Source organism: Arthrobacter sp. SPT-J7 (assembly GCF_059089965.1).
This window is the reverse complement of the sequence record NZ_JBNHFF010000002.1, coordinates 364986-384493: the sequence shown is the minus strand read 5'-3', so window position 1 is coordinate 384493 and position 19508 is coordinate 364986. Positions and strand designations below refer to the sequence as shown.

Annotated in this window: 14 protein-coding genes; 9 read left to right on the top strand and 5 right to left on the bottom strand. The window is 66.8% G+C overall.

Going from position 1 to position 19508, the window contains the following annotated elements; translation table 11 throughout:
* Nucleotides 1-8: 8 nt before the first annotated feature.
* From AC5RWX_RS04585 to AC5RWX_RS04570, 4 genes are read right to left on the bottom strand one after another with little or no spacing between them, the layout of a single operon-like run.
* Nucleotides 9-767 (bottom strand): iron ABC transporter ATP-binding protein, encoded by a 759-nt coding sequence (locus AC5RWX_RS04585; protein ID WP_493940042.1) that lies wholly within the window; start codon nucleotides 765-767, stop codon nucleotides 9-11.
* On the bottom strand, nucleotides 764-1771 hold the full coding sequence (locus tag AC5RWX_RS04580; RefSeq protein ID WP_493943579.1) for an iron chelate uptake ABC transporter family permease subunit: 1008 nt from the start codon (nucleotides 1769-1771) through the stop codon (nucleotides 764-766). Before AC5RWX_RS04580 ends, AC5RWX_RS04585 begins: the two co-directional genes overlap by 4 nt.
* Nucleotides 1764-2795 (bottom strand): ABC transporter permease, encoded by a 1032-nt coding sequence (locus AC5RWX_RS04575; RefSeq protein WP_493940040.1) that lies wholly within the window; start codon nucleotides 2793-2795, stop codon nucleotides 1764-1766. Before AC5RWX_RS04575 ends, AC5RWX_RS04580 begins: the two co-directional genes overlap by 8 nt.
* A gap of 54 nt (nucleotides 2796-2849) precedes the next feature.
* On the bottom strand, nucleotides 2850-3797 hold the full coding sequence (locus tag AC5RWX_RS04570; RefSeq protein ID WP_493940039.1) for a siderophore ABC transporter substrate-binding protein: 948 nt from the start codon (nucleotides 3795-3797) through the stop codon (nucleotides 2850-2852).
* Nucleotides 3798-4142: 345 nt separating this feature from the next.
* Here AC5RWX_RS04570 and groES point away from each other — a divergent pair, with 345 nt between their 5' ends.
* The 3 genes from groES (at nucleotide 4143) to guaB (ending at nucleotide 7912) form a co-directional block, all read left to right on the top strand.
* Complete coding sequence (gene groES / locus AC5RWX_RS04565; protein ID WP_127511177.1) at nucleotides 4143-4439, top strand: co-chaperone GroES; 297 nt, start codon at nucleotides 4143-4145, stop codon at nucleotides 4437-4439.
* A gap of 134 nt (nucleotides 4440-4573) precedes the next feature.
* A complete protein-coding gene (gene groL, locus AC5RWX_RS04560) occupies nucleotides 4574-6178 on the top strand; it encodes a chaperonin GroEL (protein ID WP_493940038.1) in 1605 nt (534 codons plus the stop codon).
* A 228-nt stretch (nucleotides 6179-6406) separates the two neighbouring features.
* Nucleotides 6407-7912 carry an IMP dehydrogenase gene (gene guaB / locus AC5RWX_RS04555; RefSeq protein ID WP_493940037.1) on the top strand — a complete coding sequence of 502 codons (1506 nt, stop codon included), beginning with the start codon at nucleotides 6407-6409 and terminating at the stop codon, nucleotides 7910-7912.
* Nucleotides 7913-8029: 117 nt separating this feature from the next.
* Here the strand turns inward: guaB and AC5RWX_RS04550 are convergent, their stop codons facing one another.
* Nucleotides 8030-8836, bottom strand: coding sequence for a hypothetical protein (locus AC5RWX_RS04550; RefSeq protein ID WP_493940036.1), 807 nt, complete (start codon nucleotides 8834-8836; stop codon nucleotides 8030-8032).
* A 422-nt stretch (nucleotides 8837-9258) separates the two neighbouring features.
* Here AC5RWX_RS04550 and AC5RWX_RS04545 point away from each other — a divergent pair, with 422 nt between their 5' ends.
* The 6 genes from AC5RWX_RS04545 (at nucleotide 9259) to AC5RWX_RS04520 (ending at nucleotide 19474) form a co-directional block, all read left to right on the top strand.
* Complete coding sequence (locus tag AC5RWX_RS04545; RefSeq protein WP_493940035.1) at nucleotides 9259-10398, top strand: GuaB3 family IMP dehydrogenase-related protein; 1140 nt, start codon at nucleotides 9259-9261, stop codon at nucleotides 10396-10398.
* Between the two features lie 24 nt (nucleotides 10399-10422).
* Nucleotides 10423-12147, top strand: a complete 1725-nt coding sequence (locus AC5RWX_RS04540) for a glycerol-3-phosphate dehydrogenase/oxidase (protein WP_493940034.1) — start codon at nucleotides 10423-10425, stop codon at nucleotides 12145-12147.
* A gap of 73 nt (nucleotides 12148-12220) precedes the next feature.
* Nucleotides 12221-13114, top strand: a complete 894-nt coding sequence (locus tag AC5RWX_RS04535; protein WP_493940033.1) for an SURF1 family protein — start codon at nucleotides 12221-12223, stop codon at nucleotides 13112-13114.
* Nucleotides 13115-13119: 5 nt separating this feature from the next.
* Entirely contained in the window at nucleotides 13120-13614 is a 495-nt protein-coding gene (locus tag AC5RWX_RS04530) for a DUF3817 domain-containing protein (RefSeq protein WP_493940032.1), read from the top strand.
* A 126-nt stretch (nucleotides 13615-13740) separates the two neighbouring features.
* Nucleotides 13741-15330, top strand: coding sequence for a glutamine-hydrolyzing GMP synthase (gene guaA, locus AC5RWX_RS04525; protein ID WP_493940031.1), 1590 nt, complete (start codon nucleotides 13741-13743; stop codon nucleotides 15328-15330).
* A 118-nt stretch (nucleotides 15331-15448) separates the two neighbouring features.
* On the top strand, nucleotides 15449-19474 hold the full coding sequence (locus AC5RWX_RS04520) for a DUF4011 domain-containing protein (RefSeq protein WP_493940108.1): 4026 nt from the start codon (nucleotides 15449-15451) through the stop codon (nucleotides 19472-19474).
* Nucleotides 19475-19508 lie beyond the last annotated feature (34 nt).

Sequence of the window (19508 nt, the reverse complement as noted above, 5' to 3'; positions counted from 1 at the left end):
GGCCGCGGTCAGGCGAAGTAGACGCCGATCCGGTTGCCCTCGATCTCCTCAATCCGGATGTCGATCTCGTAGACATCGCGCAGCACCTCGGGATGCATGATCTGCGCCGGCGGGCCCTGGTGGACCAGCCGGCCGGAGCGCATGGCGATGATGGAGTCGGAATAGCAGGAGGCGAAGTTGATGTCGTGAATCACCAGCACCACGGTCTTGCCCAGCTCATCGGTGAGCCGGCGCAGCAGCCGCATCATTTCCACCGCGTGCTTCATGTCCAGGTTGTTCAGCGGCTCGTCCAGCAGCAAGTAGTCGGTGTCCTGCGCCAGGACCATGGCAATGAAAGCGCGCTGGCGCTGGCCGCCGGAGAGCTCGTCCACGAACTTGTCCGCCATCGAGGTCAGGTCCAGGTACTCCAGGGCCTGTTCGATGTGGGCCTTGTCGTTGACGGTCGGCCGGCCGTTGTTGTGCGGGAAACGGCCGAAGCCCACCAGATCCCGGACGGTCAGCCGCACTGTCAGCTGGTTGTCCTGTCGCAGGATGGCCATCTTGCGGGCCAGTTCCTTGCCTGCGGTCTTGCTGACGTCCAGGCCGTCGATGGTGACGGCTCCGGCATCCATCGGCAGCAGCCGGGAGACCATGGACAGCAGCGTGGACTTGCCCGCCCCGTTGGGACCGATGATCGAGGTGATGCCGCCGTCTTTGATGTAGCAGCTGACATCGTCCACCACCGTCTGCGTGCCGTAGGTCTTAGAGACGCCGGAGACGTGGATCATTTGACGGAGCCTTTCAACAGCAGGGCGATAAACAGGAGGCCGCCCGCAAACTCAATGACAATGCTCAGCGCGGTGTCGAAGCTGAACACCTGCTCAAGCACCAACTGGCCGCCGACCAGTGCGATGGCGCCCAGCAGCACGGCGATGGGCAGCACAGAGATGTGGCGGAAATGTGAGCAGAGCAGGTACGCCAGATTGGCCACCAGCAGCCCGAAGAAGGTAATCGGACCCACCAGCGCGGTGGAGACGGCCACCAGAACGGCGCAGACCATCAACACCTTGGTGACGGCCCGCCGGTGGTTCACGCCCAGGTTCAGAGCGGTGTCCCGTCCCAGCGCCAGCACATCCAGCTCCCGGCGCATCCGCCAGACGGGGATGCTGGCGGCGGCAACTGCCAGCGCCGAGACGGCCAGCAGCAGGCCATCCACGTTGTTGAAGCTGGCGAAGAACAGATCCTGCAGGATGATGAATTCGCTCGGGTCGATCAGACGTTGTAGCAACGAGGAGATACCGCGGAACATCGTGCCGAAAACGATGCCCACCAGCAGCATCAAGTGCAGGCTCTTGCCGCCGCCGGTAAACAGCCAGCGGTAGAGCAGGAAGGAGAACGCGACCATTAGCATCACTTCGATCACGAAGCGCGCAGGTGCACCCATGCTCAGCAGCGCCTGGCCGCCGATGGCGAACGTCAGCCCGGTCTGGATCAGCATGTACAGGGCGTCGAACCCCATGATCGACGGCGTCAGGATCCGGTTGGCGGTCACTGTCTGGAACAACACCGTGGACACGCCCACGGCGTACGCCACCAGCAGCATCGACCCGATCTTGATGGCCCGCCGGGGGAGGATGTAGCCGAGGTTGCCGCGCAAATCGATGGTCATGAACACGGCGACCAGGACGGCAGTGAGCAGTCCCAGCAGGATGATCCACGTCCGCGGCCGGACGGTCTTGACGGTGCGGCGCTTATGCTGCGTCAGTGCGGCGGGCAGAACGGTGTCAGCCATTCTTGCGGGTCCTCAACAGCAGGTACAGGAAAATGGCGCTGCCCACGGCGGAGACAATCACGCCCACGGGAATCTCGTAGGGGAACCGGATGGTGCGGCCAATGATGTCGCAGAGCAGGACGAAGCCGGCACCGAACACGGCCACCCAGGGGACCGCGCGTCGGACGCTGTCGCCGAACACCAGCGATACCAGGTTGGGCACCACCAGGCCGAGGAAGGGAATGGCGCCGACGTTGACCACAACCACAGCGCTAATCAGCGAGACGATGACCAGTCCCAGCGTCATCACACGGCCGTAGTTCAGCCCGAGGTTGGTGGAGAATTCTTGGCCCATGCCGGCCATGGTGAACCGGTCCGCGCAGAGATAGCCGACCACCGCCAGGACCGCAACGATCCAGAGCAGCTCGTAGCGGCCGCGCAGCACGCCGGAAAAGTCTCCGATCATCCAGCTGTTCAGCGACTGCAGCAGGTCGTACCGGTAGGCAAAGAAGGTGGTGACGGCCGCGATCACGCCGCCCAGCATGATGCCCACCAGCGGCACGATCAGCGTGTTGCGCAGCGGGATCCGGCGCAACACCAGCAGGAACAGCCCGGTTCCTGCCGCAGCGAACACGGTGGCCACCGACATCTTGGCCAGCAGTGAAGCGCCGGGGACTGCCACCGTGACTACCAGGATGCCCAGCGAAGCCGACTCCACGGTTCCCACGGTGGACGGCTCCACGAATTTGTTCCGCGCCATCAGCTGCATGATCAGCCCGGCGATGCCCAGTGCTGCACCGGCCAGGACCACGGACAGGGTCCGCGGCAGCCGGCTGATCCAGAAGATGTCCCAGGCGGACTGGTCACCGGACAGCAGTGCCGGCAGGGAGACATCGCTGACCCCCACGAACATGCTGGCACAAGCCAAAATAACGACGGCGGCGCCCGCCCAGGCGAGCTGCGCACCGGATCCCCGGGGGCGGGCACGCCGGGCGACGGCGGCAACCGGAGCCGGTGCTGGAGTGGAAATCGTGGAGGAAGCCATAGGACGGACCACCGCGCAGGCCGCCGGCGAACCTGCCGGCGGCCTTACGGGGTGCTACTTCGTAACGGCTGCCTGGACGGCGCTGATCATGGCGTCCGTGTTATTCAGGCCGTAGCCCACCAGGTACCAGGAGGCTGAATCCAGATAGGTGATGCTGTCGTTCTTGGCCGCCTTGGTGCCGTTGACCAGTTCGTTGTCCAGAACCGCCGAGGCCGCCTCGCCGGATTCACCGATAGCCGAGTCGCGGTCGATCACGAACAGGTGGTCCGGGTTGGTTTTCGCGATGAATTCGTGCGAGATCGCCTCGCCGTGCGGGCCCTCGGACTTCACGTCGGCGGCGGGCTGCACGCCCAGGACATCGTGGACAATGCCGAAGCGGGATCCGGCGCCGTAGGCAGTCATCTCGCCGCCGCTGGTCATCACGACCAAGCCGGTGCCGGCGTCGGCAGCTTCGGCCTTGGTGTCCTCGATCTTGGTGTCGAGGGCAGAAAGCTTTGCGTCGACTTCGGCTTCCTTGCCGAAGATTTCGCCGAGCGTGGTGGTGACTTCCTTGAAGCTCTCGACCGGTGCGGCGGTGTCGACGCTCAGATCGATGGTCGGGGCGATCTTGCTCAGTTCACCGTAGGCCTCGGCGGTACGGCCGGAGATGATGATTAGATCCGGTGCACCCTCGCTGATCGCCTCGAAGTCGGGTTCCTTCATGGAGCCGATCTTGGTATAGCTGTCTTCGCCGTACTGCGCCAGTGACTCGGGGAACACGGCCTCCGGGACGCCGTCCACCTCGACCCCCAGGGCGGTCAAGCTGTCCAGCACGCCCAGGTCGAAGGTGTAGACGGTCTCCGGGTTCACCGGCACGTCGGTGGTTCCTGAGGCATGTTCAACGCTGATCGTCTCTGCGTCTGCGCCTGCTGCGGCATCGGTCTGCTGACCGCACGCGCTCAGAGCGAGCATGGAAACGGCTGCGGTCACGACCATCAGGCCGGACTTCAGGGGCTTTTTCACTGACACTCCATCGTTCGTCAATCCGGGCCCCGAGAGGGAACCGGCATTAGGCAACATAAACGTTTGCTATTTGCGCGCACTGTGAAAGCTACCGGGTTAGGTAAGCCTTACGCAACTTGGCGCGGAGGTCCGGAACGCCTCGTGGTGTCACATGCCTGTCGGCAAGAGGTGAAATCGGCGCCTCGCTGGCACTCGCCTTGACCGAGTGCTAACCCGTCTCATAGAGTCGCTGTTAGCACTCTCCCCGTGCGGGTGCTAATACAAGGAACCGCCTGCCGGCACCGCGACGACGGCAGACATCTCCTTGGCCAACCTATTCGTAGCTCATGAAAAGGAGAGAGCCGAGTGTCGGTCTCCATTAAGCCTCTTGAGGATCGTATTGTTGTCCAGCCGCTCGAAGCAGAGCAGACCACGGCCTCCGGCCTGGTTATCCCGGACACCGCCAAGGAAAAGCCGCAGGAAGGCAAAGTTGTCGCGATCGGCCCCGGCCGCGTCGATGACAATGGCAACCGGGTTCCCGTTGACGTAGCCGAGGGTGACGTAGTCATCTACTCGAAGTACGGCGGAACCGAGGTCAAGGTCGGCGGCGAAGAGTACCTGGTGCTCTCCGCCCGCGACGTACTGGCCATCGTCACCAAGTAAGGCCCATCAGCTGAGTCCGGCGGCTCGGGCGCGCGCAGTCGACGCCCGCAGCCGGAACCACGGACAACCGAAATGCCCCGGCTGCCGCTGTGTTGCAGCGCAACCGGGGCATTTCGCGTGAAAGGAACAAATTCATGGCAAAGCAGTTGGAGTTCAACGACGCGGCCCGCAAGGCGCTGGAAGCCGGCGTCGACAAGCTCGCCAATACCGTCAAGGTCACCCTCGGCCCGCGCGGCCGCAATGTGGTCCTGGACAAGAAGTGGGGCGCTCCCACGATCACCAATGACGGCGTGACCATCGCCCGCGAGGTGGAGCTCGACAATCCCTACGAGAACCTTGGCGCGCAGTTGGCCAAGGAAGTCGCCACCAAGACCAATGACGTCGCCGGCGACGGCACCACTACCGCTACCGTGCTGGCCCAGGCCCTGGTTAAGGAAGGCCTGCGCAACGTGGCCGCCGGGGCCGCACCGGGAGCTCTCAAGCGCGGCATTGAGGTAGCGGTCGAAGCCGTTGCCGCACGCCTGCTGGAGAACGCCCGCGAGGTCGAGGACAAGGTGGCCGAGGTTGCCACCATCTCTGCCCAGAGCCCCGAGGTCGGCCAACTGCTGGCCGAGGCCTTCGACAAGGTGGGCAAAGACGGCGTCATCACCATCGAAGAAGCTTCCAGCATGGACACCGAACTGGTGCTCACTGAAGGAATGCAGTTCGACAAGGGACTGCTGTCGCAGTACTTCGTCACCGACCAGGAGCGTCAGGAGGCCGTCCTCGAGGATGCGCTGATCCTGATCTCCCAGGGCAAGATCTCCACGGTGCAGGAGTTCCTGCCGCTGTTGGAGAAGGTGCTGCAGGCCAACAAGCCGCTGTTCATCATCGCCGAAGACATCGACGGCGAAGCCCTGTCCACCCTGGTGGTCAACAAGATCCGCGGCACGCTCAACGTTGCCGCGGTGAAGGCGCCTGGCTTCGGCGACCGCCGCAAGGCCATGCTGCAGGACATCGCGGTGCTCACCGGCGCCCAGGTGGTGTCCGCTGACCTTGGTCTGAAACTGGACCAGGTAGGCCTCGAGGTACTCGGTACCGCCCGCCGGATCACCGTCACCAAGGACAACACCACCATTGTGGACGGCGCCGGTTCCGACGCCGACGTGGCGGACCGTGTGGCCCAGCTGCAGGCAGAGGTGCTGCGCACCGATTCCGATTGGGACCGCGAGAAGCTGCAGGAACGCCTGGCCAAGCTGGCTGGCGGTATCGGCGTGATCAAGGTCGGCGCCGCCACCGAGGTCGAAATGAAGGAGAAGAAGCACCGGATTGAGGACGCAGTGTCCTCCACCCGCGCTGCTTTGGAAGAGGGCATCGTTGCCGGTGGCGGTTCCGCCCTGGTGCACGCATCCCAGGCTCTGGACACCGACCCCAACGTGCTGGCGCTTGAAGGCGATGCAGCCACCGCCGTCGGCCTGGTCCGCCGTGCGCTGGTCCAGCCGCTGCGCTGGATCGCCGAAAACGCCGGCTACGAGGGCATGGTCGTCGTCTCCAAGGTGGGCGAACTGGACGTCAACAACGGCTTCAACGCCGCCACCGGCGAATACGAGGACCTGTTCGCCGCCGGCGTCATCGACCCGGTGAAGGTGACCCGCTCGGCGCTGCGCAATGCAGCCTCGATCGCAGCCCTGGTGCTGACCACCGAAACCTTGGTCGTGGAGAAGCCGGCCGACGAGGACGAGCACAACCACCAGCACTAACAGCCGCAGGGTCGCCGCGCGGAGATCCGCCGGTTTCAGCAGCACAGAGGGGATCAGGCCAAGCCTGGTCCCCTTTGTGCTGCCCGCCGTGACCGTTACCTCCACCACATCCGCAGCGGGCAGAAATACCGGGTGCGCCGGAAACGTTTAGGATGTAATCAACCTCAAGAGCCGGTCTCAGGGACCGTGCCCGGAGGCCGCCACCGGTATCGCTCGAAAGGCCCTGCAGTGTCCGAAGAATTCAATCCGTTCGCTTTCGAGGGTCTGACGTACGACGACGTTCTCCTGTTGCCCGGCCCCACTGATGTCATTCCGTCCGAGGCCGACACCAGCTCACGCCTGACCCGCCGCATCACCGTGCAGACCCCGCTGCTCTCCGCCGCCATGGACACCGTGACCGAGTCCCGGATGGCCATCGCGATGGCCCGCCAGGGCGGACTGGGCGTCATCCACCGCAATCTCTCCATCACGGACCAGGCCGAGCACGTGGACCGGGTTAAGCGCAGCGAATCCGGCATGATCACCAACCCGGTGACCATCGCACCGGATGCCACGCTGGCCGAACTGGACGAGCTCTGCTTCAACTACCGCGTCTCCGGGCTGCCCGTGGTGGACTCCGAGGGCAAGCTGTTGGGTATCTGCACCAACCGCGACACCCGCTTTGTGCCCCGCGCCGACTACCCGACCACCAAGGTGCACGAGGTTATGACCTCCATGCCGCTGATCACCGGCAGGGTCGGCATCAGCCGCCCCGACGTGATCGAACTGCTGGGCAAGAACCGGATCGAAAAGCTGCCGCTGGTGGACGACGCCGGCATTCTGCAGGGCCTCATCACGGTTAAGGACTTCGACAAGGCTGAGCAGTACCCGCTGGCTACCAAGGACGACGACGGCCGGCTGCGCGTCGGCGCCGCCGTCGGCTTCTTCGGCGACGGCTACGAGCGTGCGATGACCATGATCGAGGCCGGCGTGGACGTGCTGGTGGTGGACACCGCCAACGGCCACAGCCAGGGCGTGCTGGACATGATCGCCCGGCTCAAGAAGGATCCGGCCGCGGCCCACGTGGACGTGATCGGCGGCCAGGCAGCCACCCGCGAGGGTGCGCAGGCTCTGGTCGACGCCGGTGCCGACGCCATCAAGGTGGGTGTGGGCCCCGGCTCCATCTGCACGACCCGCGTGGTGGCCGGTGTGGGCGTCCCGCAGATCACCGCGATCTACGAGTCGGCCAAGGCAGCCATCCCTGCCGGCATCCCGGTGATTGCCGACGGCGGACTGCAGCACTCCGGCGACATCGGCAAGGCCCTCGTCGCCGGCGCCGACACCGTCATGCTGGGCTCGTTGCTGGCCGGGGCCGCCGAGTCCCCGGGCGACCTGGTGTTCGTCAACGGCAAGCAGTTCAAGGCCTACCGCGGCATGGGCTCCTTGGGTGCCATGCAGACCCGCGGCAAGAACACCTCCTTCTCCAAGGACCGCTACTTCCAGGCCGATGTGCCGGACGACGAAAAGCTGATCCCGGAAGGCATTGAAGGCCAGGTGCCGTACCGCGGACCGCTGTCGGCCGTGGCGCACCAGCTGGTCGGAGGGTTGCGTCAGACCATGTTCTACACCGGCGCGCGCAACATTGCCGAGCTGAAGGCCAAGGGCAAGTTTGTCCGGATCACCGCGGCTGGCCTGAAGGAATCCCACCCGCACGACATCATGATGACGGTGGAAGCACCGAACTACAAACGGTAGCCAGCCCCTCAGCGCACGACGGCGCTGTTCCCCACGCCAGGGGAGCGGCGCCGTCGTTCTTGATGCAGGCGCGGCTGCGCGCCCGGGGTAATGAGCCGGGGCGGTCGGCCCGGGCGCTCAGCCGGGCGGCGACGGCACGGGGTGCGTGCCGACGGGTTGAGACCATCCACGGGTATGGACGGGACAGCGCATTGGCGCGTGGTCGCCGGCGTGCAAGCGGCCACGGACCGCGACGCGGGTGAGCCAGCGGAGTCGACGTCTGAAGAACACAAACGCGATGATCACGATGGCGGCAAGGTCGGGCCAGCGCGGCGCCGGCCAGTTATCCGGCGCGGGCGGATACGCCCCCTCGGCCAACCCGGCGGCTCGCTCGAAGTGATTGCGTGAGGAGGGAAACAGTGCACCGTCGATGATGTACGCGGCCGGAAAGGCGAACGGGCCGGCGAGCACGGTGCCGACGGCCCACTGGTCGACGTGCCGCGACTCATGCCTGGCGAGATTCTCCTCCTCAGTCCGGCTTTGGGAAAAGTTCGGGCCGTAGCGGACGTACTGGCCCTCGTCGCCGATGCCATACCCGTAGACGCTCAAGGGGCCCCATGGTGCTACCGGCGGCATCCACGCAACGAACACGTCGCCGAGCATCGTCCCGCCACCGCTGGTTCGCGGCGGGTGCCAGAACATGACCAACAGGGATGGTCCCGAGCACGATTCCATATCAAGGCTGTGCCCGGTCAGGACTCCGACGCCGCTGATCGGGGCGACCAGGAAATTGCGGGTGATGCGCCAAGGAGTCGGCGGCAAAATCTGCAGCCTCGGCTCGGGCTTGATCTGCCCGTCGGCAGTGATGTGGCTGTGGCAGACGATCTGCGGGGAGAGTCCCTCCAGCAGGCGGGCTCCAGCCCCCGCGACGAGGAGGGCGGCCACTACAAAGACGGCAATACCGCGCGCTCGCTGGTGGAAAGCGCAAACGGTACAGGAGGCGGCCCTCCGCAACCGGCGCGAACGCAGGGAGGGCAGGGACCAGATCAGCCCAGCGATGCCAAAACACAGGGCGGAGGCCAAGCCACCCGCCAACCCTCGTGTGCGCTCAACGGATTGCCGGTTTCTTCCTCCCATGACTGCCCACTTCCCGCTCCGGCTGCCTGCGGCCGGCCGGCGCAACCATTGAAGAGACTGGGGGTCCGGCGCGCTTGCCTGCCGTGCGGCAGGTTGAGCGTACCGCCAGCGCTGGCACGACGCCAGCAGTCGATAGAGGGTAGCCCGGCAGCCGACGCCACGGCCGGCGAAAGACCGATCACGGCCCGTACAAACGGTGAAGCGTTCCAGCAGTGGGATAACCTAGAGCCGTGACTTACGAGATTGAAATTGGCCGTGGCAAGCGTGGGCGCCGAGCCTACTCCCTCGATGACGTGGCGATCATCCCGTCGCGCCGTACGCGCGATCCGAAGGACGTCTCGGTCAGCTGGCAGATCGACGCGTACAAGTTCGACGCTCCGGTGATCGCCGCGCCGATGGACTCGGTGATGTCCCCGGCCACCGCCATTGCCCTGGGCAAGCTGGGCGGCCTCGGCGTGCTTAATCTCGAAGGATTGTGGACCCGGTACGAGGATCCCATGCCGGTGCTGGATGAAATCAGCGACCTCGGCACGGAGAATTTCAGCCCGGCCGCCACCAAGCGGATGCAGGAGCTTTACTCGGCGCCGGTCCAGCCGGAATTGATCACGTCCCGCCTGGCCGAGATCCGCGAGGCCGGTGTCACCGTGGCGGGCTCGCTGACCCCGCAGCGCACGCAGGAGCACTACAAGACGGTGCTGGCCGCCGGCGTGGACATCTTCGTGATCCGCGGCACCACGGTTTCTGCAGAGCATGTGTCCAAGACGCAGGAGCCGCTGAACTTGAAGCAGTTCATCTACGAGCTGGATGTGCCGGTGATCGTCGGCGGCGCGGCCGGCTACACGCCGGCCCTGCACCTGATGCGGACCGGCGCGGCCGGCGTACTGGTGGGCTTCGGCGGGGGAGCGACCACCACCACGCGCCGGGCGCTGGGCATCCACGCACCGATGGCTTCGGCGATTTCCGATGTGGCTGCCGCACGGCGGGACTACATGGATGAATCCGGCGGCCGCTATGTGCATGTGATTGCCGACGGCGGACTGGGCTTCAGCGGCGACATCGTCAAGGCCATCGCCATGGGCGCCGACGCCGTCATGCTCGGTTCCGCGCTGGCCCGGGCCGAAGAAGCGCCCGGCCGCGGTTGGCACTGGGGCCAGGAGGCCCACCACGACGAGCTGCCGCGCGGAGACCGCGTGAACGTGGGCACCGTGGGTCCGCTGGAACGGGTGCTGCACGGACCGTCGAACCACACGGACGGCACCTCCAACCTGGTGGGAGCGCTGCGCCGGTCGATGGCCACCACCGGGTATTCGGACCTGAAGGAGTTCCAGCGCTGCGAAGTGGTGCTGGCACCGATCCAGCCCGGCGACTGATCCCGATCATGGAAGGCTGACGCGATGACCACCGGTGCCCTGAGCCCAGCAAGCCGCGAGCAGTCGCTCGCCGCCTTGCGCGCCACTGTGGAGCGCGGCGCGGAACTGGACGTGCTGATCGTCGGTGGAGGCGTGGTCGGTGCCGGCGCGGCATTGGACGCGGTGACCCGCGGGCTGGACGTGGGCATCGTGGAGGCGCGGGACTGGGCCTCGGGAACGTCGTCGCGGTCTTCCAAATTGATCCACGGAGGGCTGCGCTATCTGGAGATGCTGGACTTCGCCTTGGTGCGTGAGGCGCTGCAGGAACGCGGGCTGCTGCTGGAGCGCATTGCCCCGCACCTGGTGCGGCCGGTGCCGTTCCTGTATCCGCTGACCAAACGGTTCGTGGAGCGGCCCTACGTGGGCGCGGGCGTGGCCTTGTACGACGCCTTGGCGGCGGCCACGGGGCGCGGACGCGGCGTGCCCTTCCACAAACATTTGTCCCGGCGCGGGACCCTCCGGGCGGCACCCAGCCTGAAGAAGGACGCCATGGTGGGGTCCGTCCGCTACTACGATGCGCAGGTGGACGATGCCCGGCTGGTGGTGAACCTGGTCCGCACCGCCGCCGCTTTCGGGGCGCAGGCGGTCAACCGGTTGGCGGTCATCGACTTCCTGCGCGAGGGCGAACGCGTGGTCGGCGCCCGGGTGCGCAACCAGGAGGACGGCAGCGAGTTCGATATCCGGGCCAAGCAGGTGGTCAATGCCACCGGGGTGTGGACCGACGAAACCCAAGCGATGGTGACCGAACGCGGCCAGTTGAGCGTCCGCGCGTCCAAGGGAATCCATTTGGTGGTGCCGCGGGACCGGTTCCAGTCCACGGTCGGACTGATCCTGCGCACAGAAAAATCCGTGCTCTTCGTGATTCCCTGGGGCCGGCACTGGATCATCGGCACCACGGACACGGACTGGAATTTGGACAAGGCCCATCCGGCGGCCTCGTCCAAGGACATCGACTACCTGCTGGAACGTGTCAACCAAGTGCTGCAGCGGCCGCTCACCCGGGAAGACGTCGAAGGCGTCTACGCCGGCCTCCGGCCGCTGCTGGCCGGCGAAAACGATTCCACCGCCAAGCTCTCGCGCGAACACGTGGTGGCGCACCCGGTCCCCGGCCTGGTGGTGGTGGCCGGCGGCAAATACACCACCTACCGGGTGATGGCCAGGGATGCCGTGGACGAAGCGGCCCGGGCGCTGGACGAGCGTGTGCCGCCCAGCTGCACCGACAGCATCCCGCTGCTCGGCGCGTCCGGTTTCAAGGCAGCGTGGAACCAACGCAGCCGCACCGCCGACCGGACGGGCATCCACGTGGCCCGGGTGGAGCACCTGCTCAACCGCTTCGGCTCCATGGCCGGCGACGTGCTGGACATCATCACCGATCGTCCCGAGCTGGCCGAACCGCTGCCGGGCGCAGACGACTACCTGGCGGCCGAAGTGGTCTATGCGACCACGCACGAGGGAGCCCGGCACATCCACGATGTGCTCACGCGCCGGACCCGGATCTCCATCGAGGCCTGGGACCGCGGCGTCTCGGCCGCGCCGGTGGTCGCCAACCTGATGGCACCGATCCTGGGCTGGAGCGAGGCCCAGGTGGAACGCGAGGTGAAGCATTATCTGGCCCGCGTGGAAGCTGAACGGCTCAGCCAGGAGCAGCCCGACGACGTGTCGGCAGACAGTGCCCGGATGGGCGTCGACGACATCGTTCCGCTGGCCTAGGGACGCAGGGACCACCCGCGGCCGACCCCGGTGTGGATTCGTTTTCTACAGGCGAGCGAAGTACCTTTAAAGGGTGCTCAAGACTGCCCTGAAACCCCGCTGGATAGCGGCTCTGGTGCTTGCGCTGGCGCTGTCCACGGTGTTTGTGCTGCTGAGCCAGTGGCAGTTTTCCGCCTCCCAAAGCAAACCGCCGCCGCCCCCGGGCGAGACGGAAACCGTCAAGCCGCTGACCGAAGTTTTCAAGCCGGGCACCCCGATGATGGCCACCACGGCGGACCAGATGGTCAGCGTACAAGGCAGCTTTGTCCCCGGTTCCCAGGTGCTGGTCCAGGGCCGTTTGCAGGACGGTGACAACGGCCTCTGGGTGGTGGACGCCTTCGCCGTGGACGGCGTCAAGCAGTTCCGTGAAGACGTGGTCATCCCCGTGGTGCGCGGCTGGATCAAGCATCCGGCGGATGCCGTTCCCGCCCCGGAAGGCGAGGCCACCGTCGTCGGCCGACTGCTGCCCACCGAGGCGCCGCTGCCCGGAGCCCGGCCCGCCGGGCAGGTTGCCTCGCTCTCGGTTGCCGAGCTGATCAACCGTTGGAATGTCCCGAGCTACTCCGGCTTCCTGGTCGGTACCGGTTTCACCGTTGCCGGCAAGGATTTGGGCACGGCGACCGACGGCACGGCCATGCAGCCGGTGGTCGTCGAACCGCAGCCGCAGGAAACACCGGTCAACTGGATGAACATCTTCTACGCGGTGGAATGGGTGGTGTTCGCCGGCTTCGCCATCTTCCTCTGGTGGCGGCTGGTGGCCGACGACTATCGCCGCGATCTGGAGGACGCCGAAGACGCGGCCGCAGAGGCCCGCTCCGCCGCGGAAGCCGAACGCGGCGCCGCGGCTGGCCCGGCGGAGCCGCATCCGGGTGACGACGACGGCGCCGATCAGACCAGACCCAGCAACACACCCCACGCAACGAGGTAGTCCACGTGACAGACAACGCTCCAGACCGTTCCGCCGTACCGCCCCAGCGCCCCGCCAAGCGCCGCTTCGCCGGTACGCCCGCCCAGATCCGCTCCGCCCTGACGTTCTACAAGGTCACCTCCTACATCACCGGCATCATGTTGTTGCTGCTGTGCGCGGAGATGGTGCTGCGTTACGGTTTCAATCTGTTCCTGTTCGCCAACGCCACCAACACGCTGACCGGGGAGACCTTCGCGCTCGGCCTGGCGCAGGCCGAGCCGTCGGTGATCGAAGGCGTGAACCTCTCCATCGCGGTGCTGGTGGCGCACGGCTGGCTGTACGTGCTGTACCTGATTGCGGACTTCCGGCTGTGGTCGCTGATGCGCTGGCCGTTCACCAGGTTCGTGCTGATCGCGCTCGGCGGCGTGATTCCGTTCCTGTCCATCATCTTGGAGCGCAAGGTGCACCGCGAGGTGGAGGAAGAACTCGCCGCCCACCCCGAAGCAGTCAAGCGCTACTGACCGAGGCAGCCACCGGCCTCCGGCGAGGAGCACGACGGCGGTGCGCACCGCCGTCGTGCCTTAACTCACGTTCGGACGCCCGACGTCAAAGTGCGTGGCCCCGGGCACGGCGACTATCCTGTAGGGGTGACTACTCCTCCCCCCGCCACTACGGACCACCGGCCTGTCCTCGTTGTTGACTACGGGGCCCAGTACGCGCAGCTGATTGCCCGCCGCGTGCGCGAAGCCAACGTGTACTCCGAAATCGTTCCGCACACCCTGTCCACCGAACAGCTGATGGCCAAGAACCCGGTGGCCATCATCCTCTCCGGCGGCCCTTCCAGCGTGTACGCCGAGGGGGCTCCGCGCATCGGCGCGGACCTGTTCGAGGCGGGCGTCCCGGTGTTCGGCATCTGCTACGGCTTCCAGGCCATGGCGAATGCGTTGGGCGGCACGGTGGCGAAGACCGGCCTGCGCGAGTACGGCGCCACGGCCGCCACCGCCGTGGGGGAGGGACGTTCCATCCTGGCCGGAATCCCGGCTTCGCAGAACACCTGGATGAGCCACGGCGACTCGGTGCAGCAGGCGCCCGAAGGCTTCGACGTGCTGGCCAGCACGGCCGGCGCCCCCGTAGCTGCGTTCGCGAACGAAGAAAAGAAGCTGTACGGCGTGCAGTGGCACCCGGAAGTCAAGCATTCCGCGCACGGCCAGCAGGTGCTGGAGAACTTCCTGTTCCGGGGCGCCGGGCTAGAGCCCAACTGGACCACCGGCAACATCGTGGAAGAGCAGGTGGAGCGCATCCGCGCCCAGATCGGCGATTCCCGGGTGATCTGCGGGCTGTCCGGCGGTGTTGATTCCGCCGTCGCCGCCGCCCTGGTGCAACGCGCCGTCGGCGACCAGCTGACCTGTGTGTTCGTGGACCACGGACTCCTGCGCGAAGGCGAAGCCGAGCAGGTGGAACGCGACTTCGTCGCCGCCACCGGCGTGAAACTGTATGTTGCCAACGAGCAACAGCGCTTCCTCTCCGCGCTGGCCGGAGTCACCGACCCGGAAACCAAGCGCAAGATCATTGGCCGCGAGTTCATCCGCGCCTTCGAAGCCGCCGAAAAGGCCGTCCTGGCCGAGGCGGCCGCCGAGGGCGAGTCGGTGAAGTTCCTGGTGCAGGGAACGCTGTACCCGGACGTGGTCGAATCCGGCGGCGGCGAAGGTGCCGCGAACATCAAGAGCCACCACAATGTGGGCGGGTTGCCCGAGGACCTGCAGTTCGAACTGGTCGAGCCGCTGCGCACGCTGTTCAAGGACGAGGTCCGGGCCGTCGGCGCGCAGCTCGGCCTGCCGGCCGAGATCGTCGGCCGCCAGCCGTTCCCCGGCCCGGGCCTGGGCATCCGCATCATCGGCGAAGTCACCCAGGAACGGCTGGACTTGCTGCGTAAGGCCGACGCGATCGCCCGGGCGGAACTCACCGCCGCCGGCCTGGACCAGGACGTCTGGCAGATGCCGGTGGTCCTGCTGGCCGACGTGCGCAGCGTGGGCGTGCAGGGCGACGGCCGCACCTACGGGCACCCGATCGTGCTCCGTCCGGTCTCCTCCGAGGACGCCATGACCGCCGACTGGTCGCGCCTTCCCTACGACCTGCTGGCCAGGATCTCCAACCGGATCACCAATGAAGTGGACGGGGTCAACCGCGTGGTGCTCGACGTGACGAGCAAGCCGCCGGGAACCATCGAGTGGGAGTAGCCACAACGGGCAACCGCTGCCGACCCGCCGCACAACCGCGGGTCCACTGCACAGCAAATTCGCCGAGGCAGTGTTGCGGTCGCCCGTTTGGCGTTTAAAGTCCGATACCTTGAGTGACATGCCGTTGTGGTCGAGGCAAGTAGCCGAGAGTGAAGTAAAGGGGGCAGCCGTGTCGCTGGCCAGCGTAGCTGAGGCTGCTGAAGACGTTGTGGCATCGTGGCTGGAGAACCTGGGCGATGTGGTCGGGTCCGACACCTTGCTGCGGTTCGCTCCCACGTCGTCGAACAGCATCGACCTGACGCACGCCCACCCTTCCGGCCTGGCCCAGTTGCTGGCCGGACGCCGCACCCGTCTCTCCACCTTGTTGCGCGACCCGAACCAATACGCTGCCGCGATGCGTACCGCGCGCAGCTTGCGGGCCAAGATCCTGGAGCTGGGCTCCGAACGCGGCATCGACGTCGGCTATCTGGCCGCGGGCACCGCGTCCTGGCGGGTTCCCGACGTCGGCCGGTCGGAGGCGCTGAACGCCCCGGTGATGCTGACGCCGGTGGCGCTGACGGTGCGCCCCAGCCAGGACGACTTTGAGCTGCAGCTGGCCGACCGCGCCCGGCTGAACCCGGCCCTGGTGCGTCATTTGTCCGCCGAGCAGGGGATCGGCATCGATGCCGAGGCGACCGCACGGTTGGCCTACGGCACTGCCCGCCTAGACCCGCATCCGGTGCTGGAGCGGCTGCGCCTGCTCACCGCCGACGTGCGGAACATGACCATCGAACACCATTTTCTGGTGTCCACCTTCGCCGATCTGGAGGCCGTGACCGATCCTGTCCTGATCGACGCGGGACATCCGGTGATCCACGCCCTGGCTAAAGCAGGCGCCGGTTCCGGGGAAGCACGCCCCGCCGCCGGCGGCCCGGGCGCGGTGCCGGTGCCGCAGGTGGAGCTGCCGCCGATCGACGAACGCGATCCTCAGGACGAGTTCCTGCTGCTCGACGCGGACACGGCGCAGCAGCAGGTGCTGGACCTGGTCCAGGCCGGGCACTCGCTGGTGGTGTCGACGCCGCCAGGCACCGGCCAGACCCAGACCGCGCTCAATGCCGCGGCGGCGCTCGCCTACGAAGGCAAGAGTGTGCTGGTGGTGGCGGAGCGGCGCGGCACGCTGAACGAATTCGCGCAGCTGCTGGAAACCGTGGACTTGGGATCGCTGGCGCTGCAGCTCAGCGCAGACCTGACGCCCGACCAGCTGCGCCAGACGCTGATCCGCGCCATCAGCCGCAGCGAAAAGGCACAGGAGCCGCAGCTGCGGAAGCTGCACGCCACGCTCATCGACCACCGGCACAAGCTGCTGGACCACGTAAAGTCGCTGCATAATGTCCGCAGCCGCTGGCGCTGTTCGCCCTACCAGGCGATGCAGTCGCTGGCAAAGCTCACCTCGCTCGATCCGGCACCGGCTACGACGGTCCGGCTGAAGCGGTCGGTGCTGGACAGCATCACCGACCGGGCCGAACTGGCGGCACGGCTGGTCCGCGCGGCCGAACTGGGCAGCTTCAGCAAATCAGCCACCACCAGTCCGTGGTTCGGTGCCAAGCTGCTCAACCGGAAGGAAACGGAAGACGCCCACCAGCTGGCCTTCGATCTGGCCAAGGACGTTCCGCAGCTGCGCACCCGCATGAACACGGTGGCCGAGCATTCGCAGATCGCCCTCGCCGGGACGTTCCGCGAATGGGGCGAGCAGCTGCAGCTGCTGGTGCAGGTCCGCGGGAGCCTGGACAAGTTCACCCCGGACATCTTCGACCGGCCGGTGACCGACCTGATCTCGGCGACCGCGCCGAGTTCCTGGCGGCGGGACCGCGGGATCGAGATGAGCTCGATGACCCGCTCCCGGCTGCGCAAGGTAGCCAAGGAATACATCCGTCCGGGCGTGCACATCTCGGACCTGCACGAGTCCCTTTTCGAAGTCCAACAGCAGCGGACCAAGTGGGCCGACTACGCGACCTCGCAGCGCCACCCCGCGGTTCCGTCCGGCCTGGCCGACCTGAACAGCTTTTATCGGGATGTGGCCGAGCGCCTGCAGAAGCTGGCCGCGCTGCTGGCGCCGGTGCCGGAGGACCGGGCTCTAGTGGCCATGCCCGACGGCGAACTCCAGGAACAGCTGGACGCGCTGGCCGCGGACAAGGAAACGCTGGTCAACCTGCCCGAACGGACGCTGCTGCTGGAGCAGATGCGCGAACACGGACTGGGCGAACTGCTGGACGACCTGGCCGAACGCCAAGTCGGTGCCGAGCAGGTCGGCGCGGAACTGGACCTGGCCTGGTGGCAGTCGGCGCTGGAAGCGATGATCAGCGGCGACGACTACCTGGCCATGTCGGACGGCGACAATCTGCGCAAGCTTGAGGCCGTCTACCGGCTCGCCGACAACGCGCACGTCGCATCCGGGCCCGCCCGGCTGCGCTGGGAACTGGCACAGAACTGGCGGCACTCGCTCAAAAGCAAGCCCAAGGCGGCCCACCGGTTGCGCGACCTGCTCAAGGCCGGCGAACCCACCCTGGCCGCGCTGGGGCAGCAGTCGGAGTCCCTCGTATCGGCGCTGCTGCCGATCTGGACGGCTTCCCCGTTGGTGCTGCCGCTGCTGCTGCCGGAAGGCAAGCACTTCGACGCCGTGATCGTCCTCGACGCCGAGGCCACCAGCCTGCCGTCGGCCCTGGCCGCGATCTCCCGGGCGCACCAGGTGGTGGCGTTCGGCGACGGTGAGCTGGGCCGCGCCGCGCCCTTCGAAGTCAATGTGGACCGCCGGAACGATCCGGTCACCGGCGAGGCGCCGAAGCCGTTGACCAGCTGCTTCCACGCGCTCTCCGAGGTACTGCCGGTGGTGCGCCTGACCACGGCCTACCGTGCGGTGGACCTGGACCTGACCCGGTCCCTGAGCGACAAGTTCTACGGGGGATCGCTGTCCCGGCTGCCCGGTGCGAGCTCCATCCGCGGCGGCGGCCTGGAAGTGGAATACCTGCCGGACGGCACGGGCATGCCCGGCGCCGGACACGAAGGCGTGGAGAGCGTTCCGGCCGAACTGAACCGCGTGGTGGACCTGGTCTTCGAGCACATCAGCCTGCGGCCGTCGCGGTCGCTGGCCGTGGTGACGGCCAGCGCCCGGCATGCGGCGCGGGTGGCGGAGGCCATCCGGCTGCAGATGCCCAACTACCCGTCGGCTGCCAGTTTCTTCCAGCGCCGCCAAGAGCCGTTCCGCGTGATTCCGGTGGAACGCGCCTCCGGACTGGTCCGTGACGATGTGATCTTCTCGCTGGGCTTCGGCCGGACGCCGCACGGACGCGCGGTACACGACTTCGGGCCGCTGTCGGCGCCGGGCGGACGCGCGCTCTTCGCGACCGCGGTGACCCGCTCCCGGCACTCGCTGCACGTACTCAGCTGCTTCCGACCGGAGGACCTGGACCCGGAGCGGCTGCGGCACGGCGCGGTTGATTTCCACGACCTGCTGGACCGCCACCTCGGCGACGGCCGCTTCCGGGCATCCGAACTCTCGCCCGGAATCGACGACCCGCTGGTCGCCGACCTGGTGGAGCGGATCCGCAGCCGCGGCGCCCGCGTGTGGGACCACTACTACGGGCTCATCGATATTGTGGCCAGCACGGGCACGGTACAGTATTCGCCGGAGGTTGAACCGGTGCTTCCGGTGGCCCTGGAATCGGACGGAACCCCGGAATACCGGCAACTGACCGTCCGGGAACGCAGCCGGCTGCGCCCGCAGCAGCTGGAACGGCTCGGCTGGCGGCCGCTGACGTTGTGGACCATCGAAGTGTTCACAGATCCGGAGAAATGCGCGGACCTGATCGGAGGCTACTTGGGACTGCAAAAGCCGGACGAACCGGTAGAGAAGGACAACCGTTCGGCCACTGCGCGACAGCCTGAGCCGGAAGCGGAGCCAACCGCGCAGACACCGGCTGACGCCGCGGACGCCACGGACGAGGCACCGGACGCCGGCCAGGAGAGGTTGCGGCCGCGCCGGGCCAAGCGCAGCGAATCTCCGGCGCTGCCGACAAAGGCGACAGAGGACGACCCGCAAGCCTGGGGCGACCGGGACGAAGACCGGGACGCCTGGCTGCGAGAGCAGCGCCCTCCGCACTGGGGCTAAGCACTGGGGCTAAACCAGGAAACCGACCCGTGAA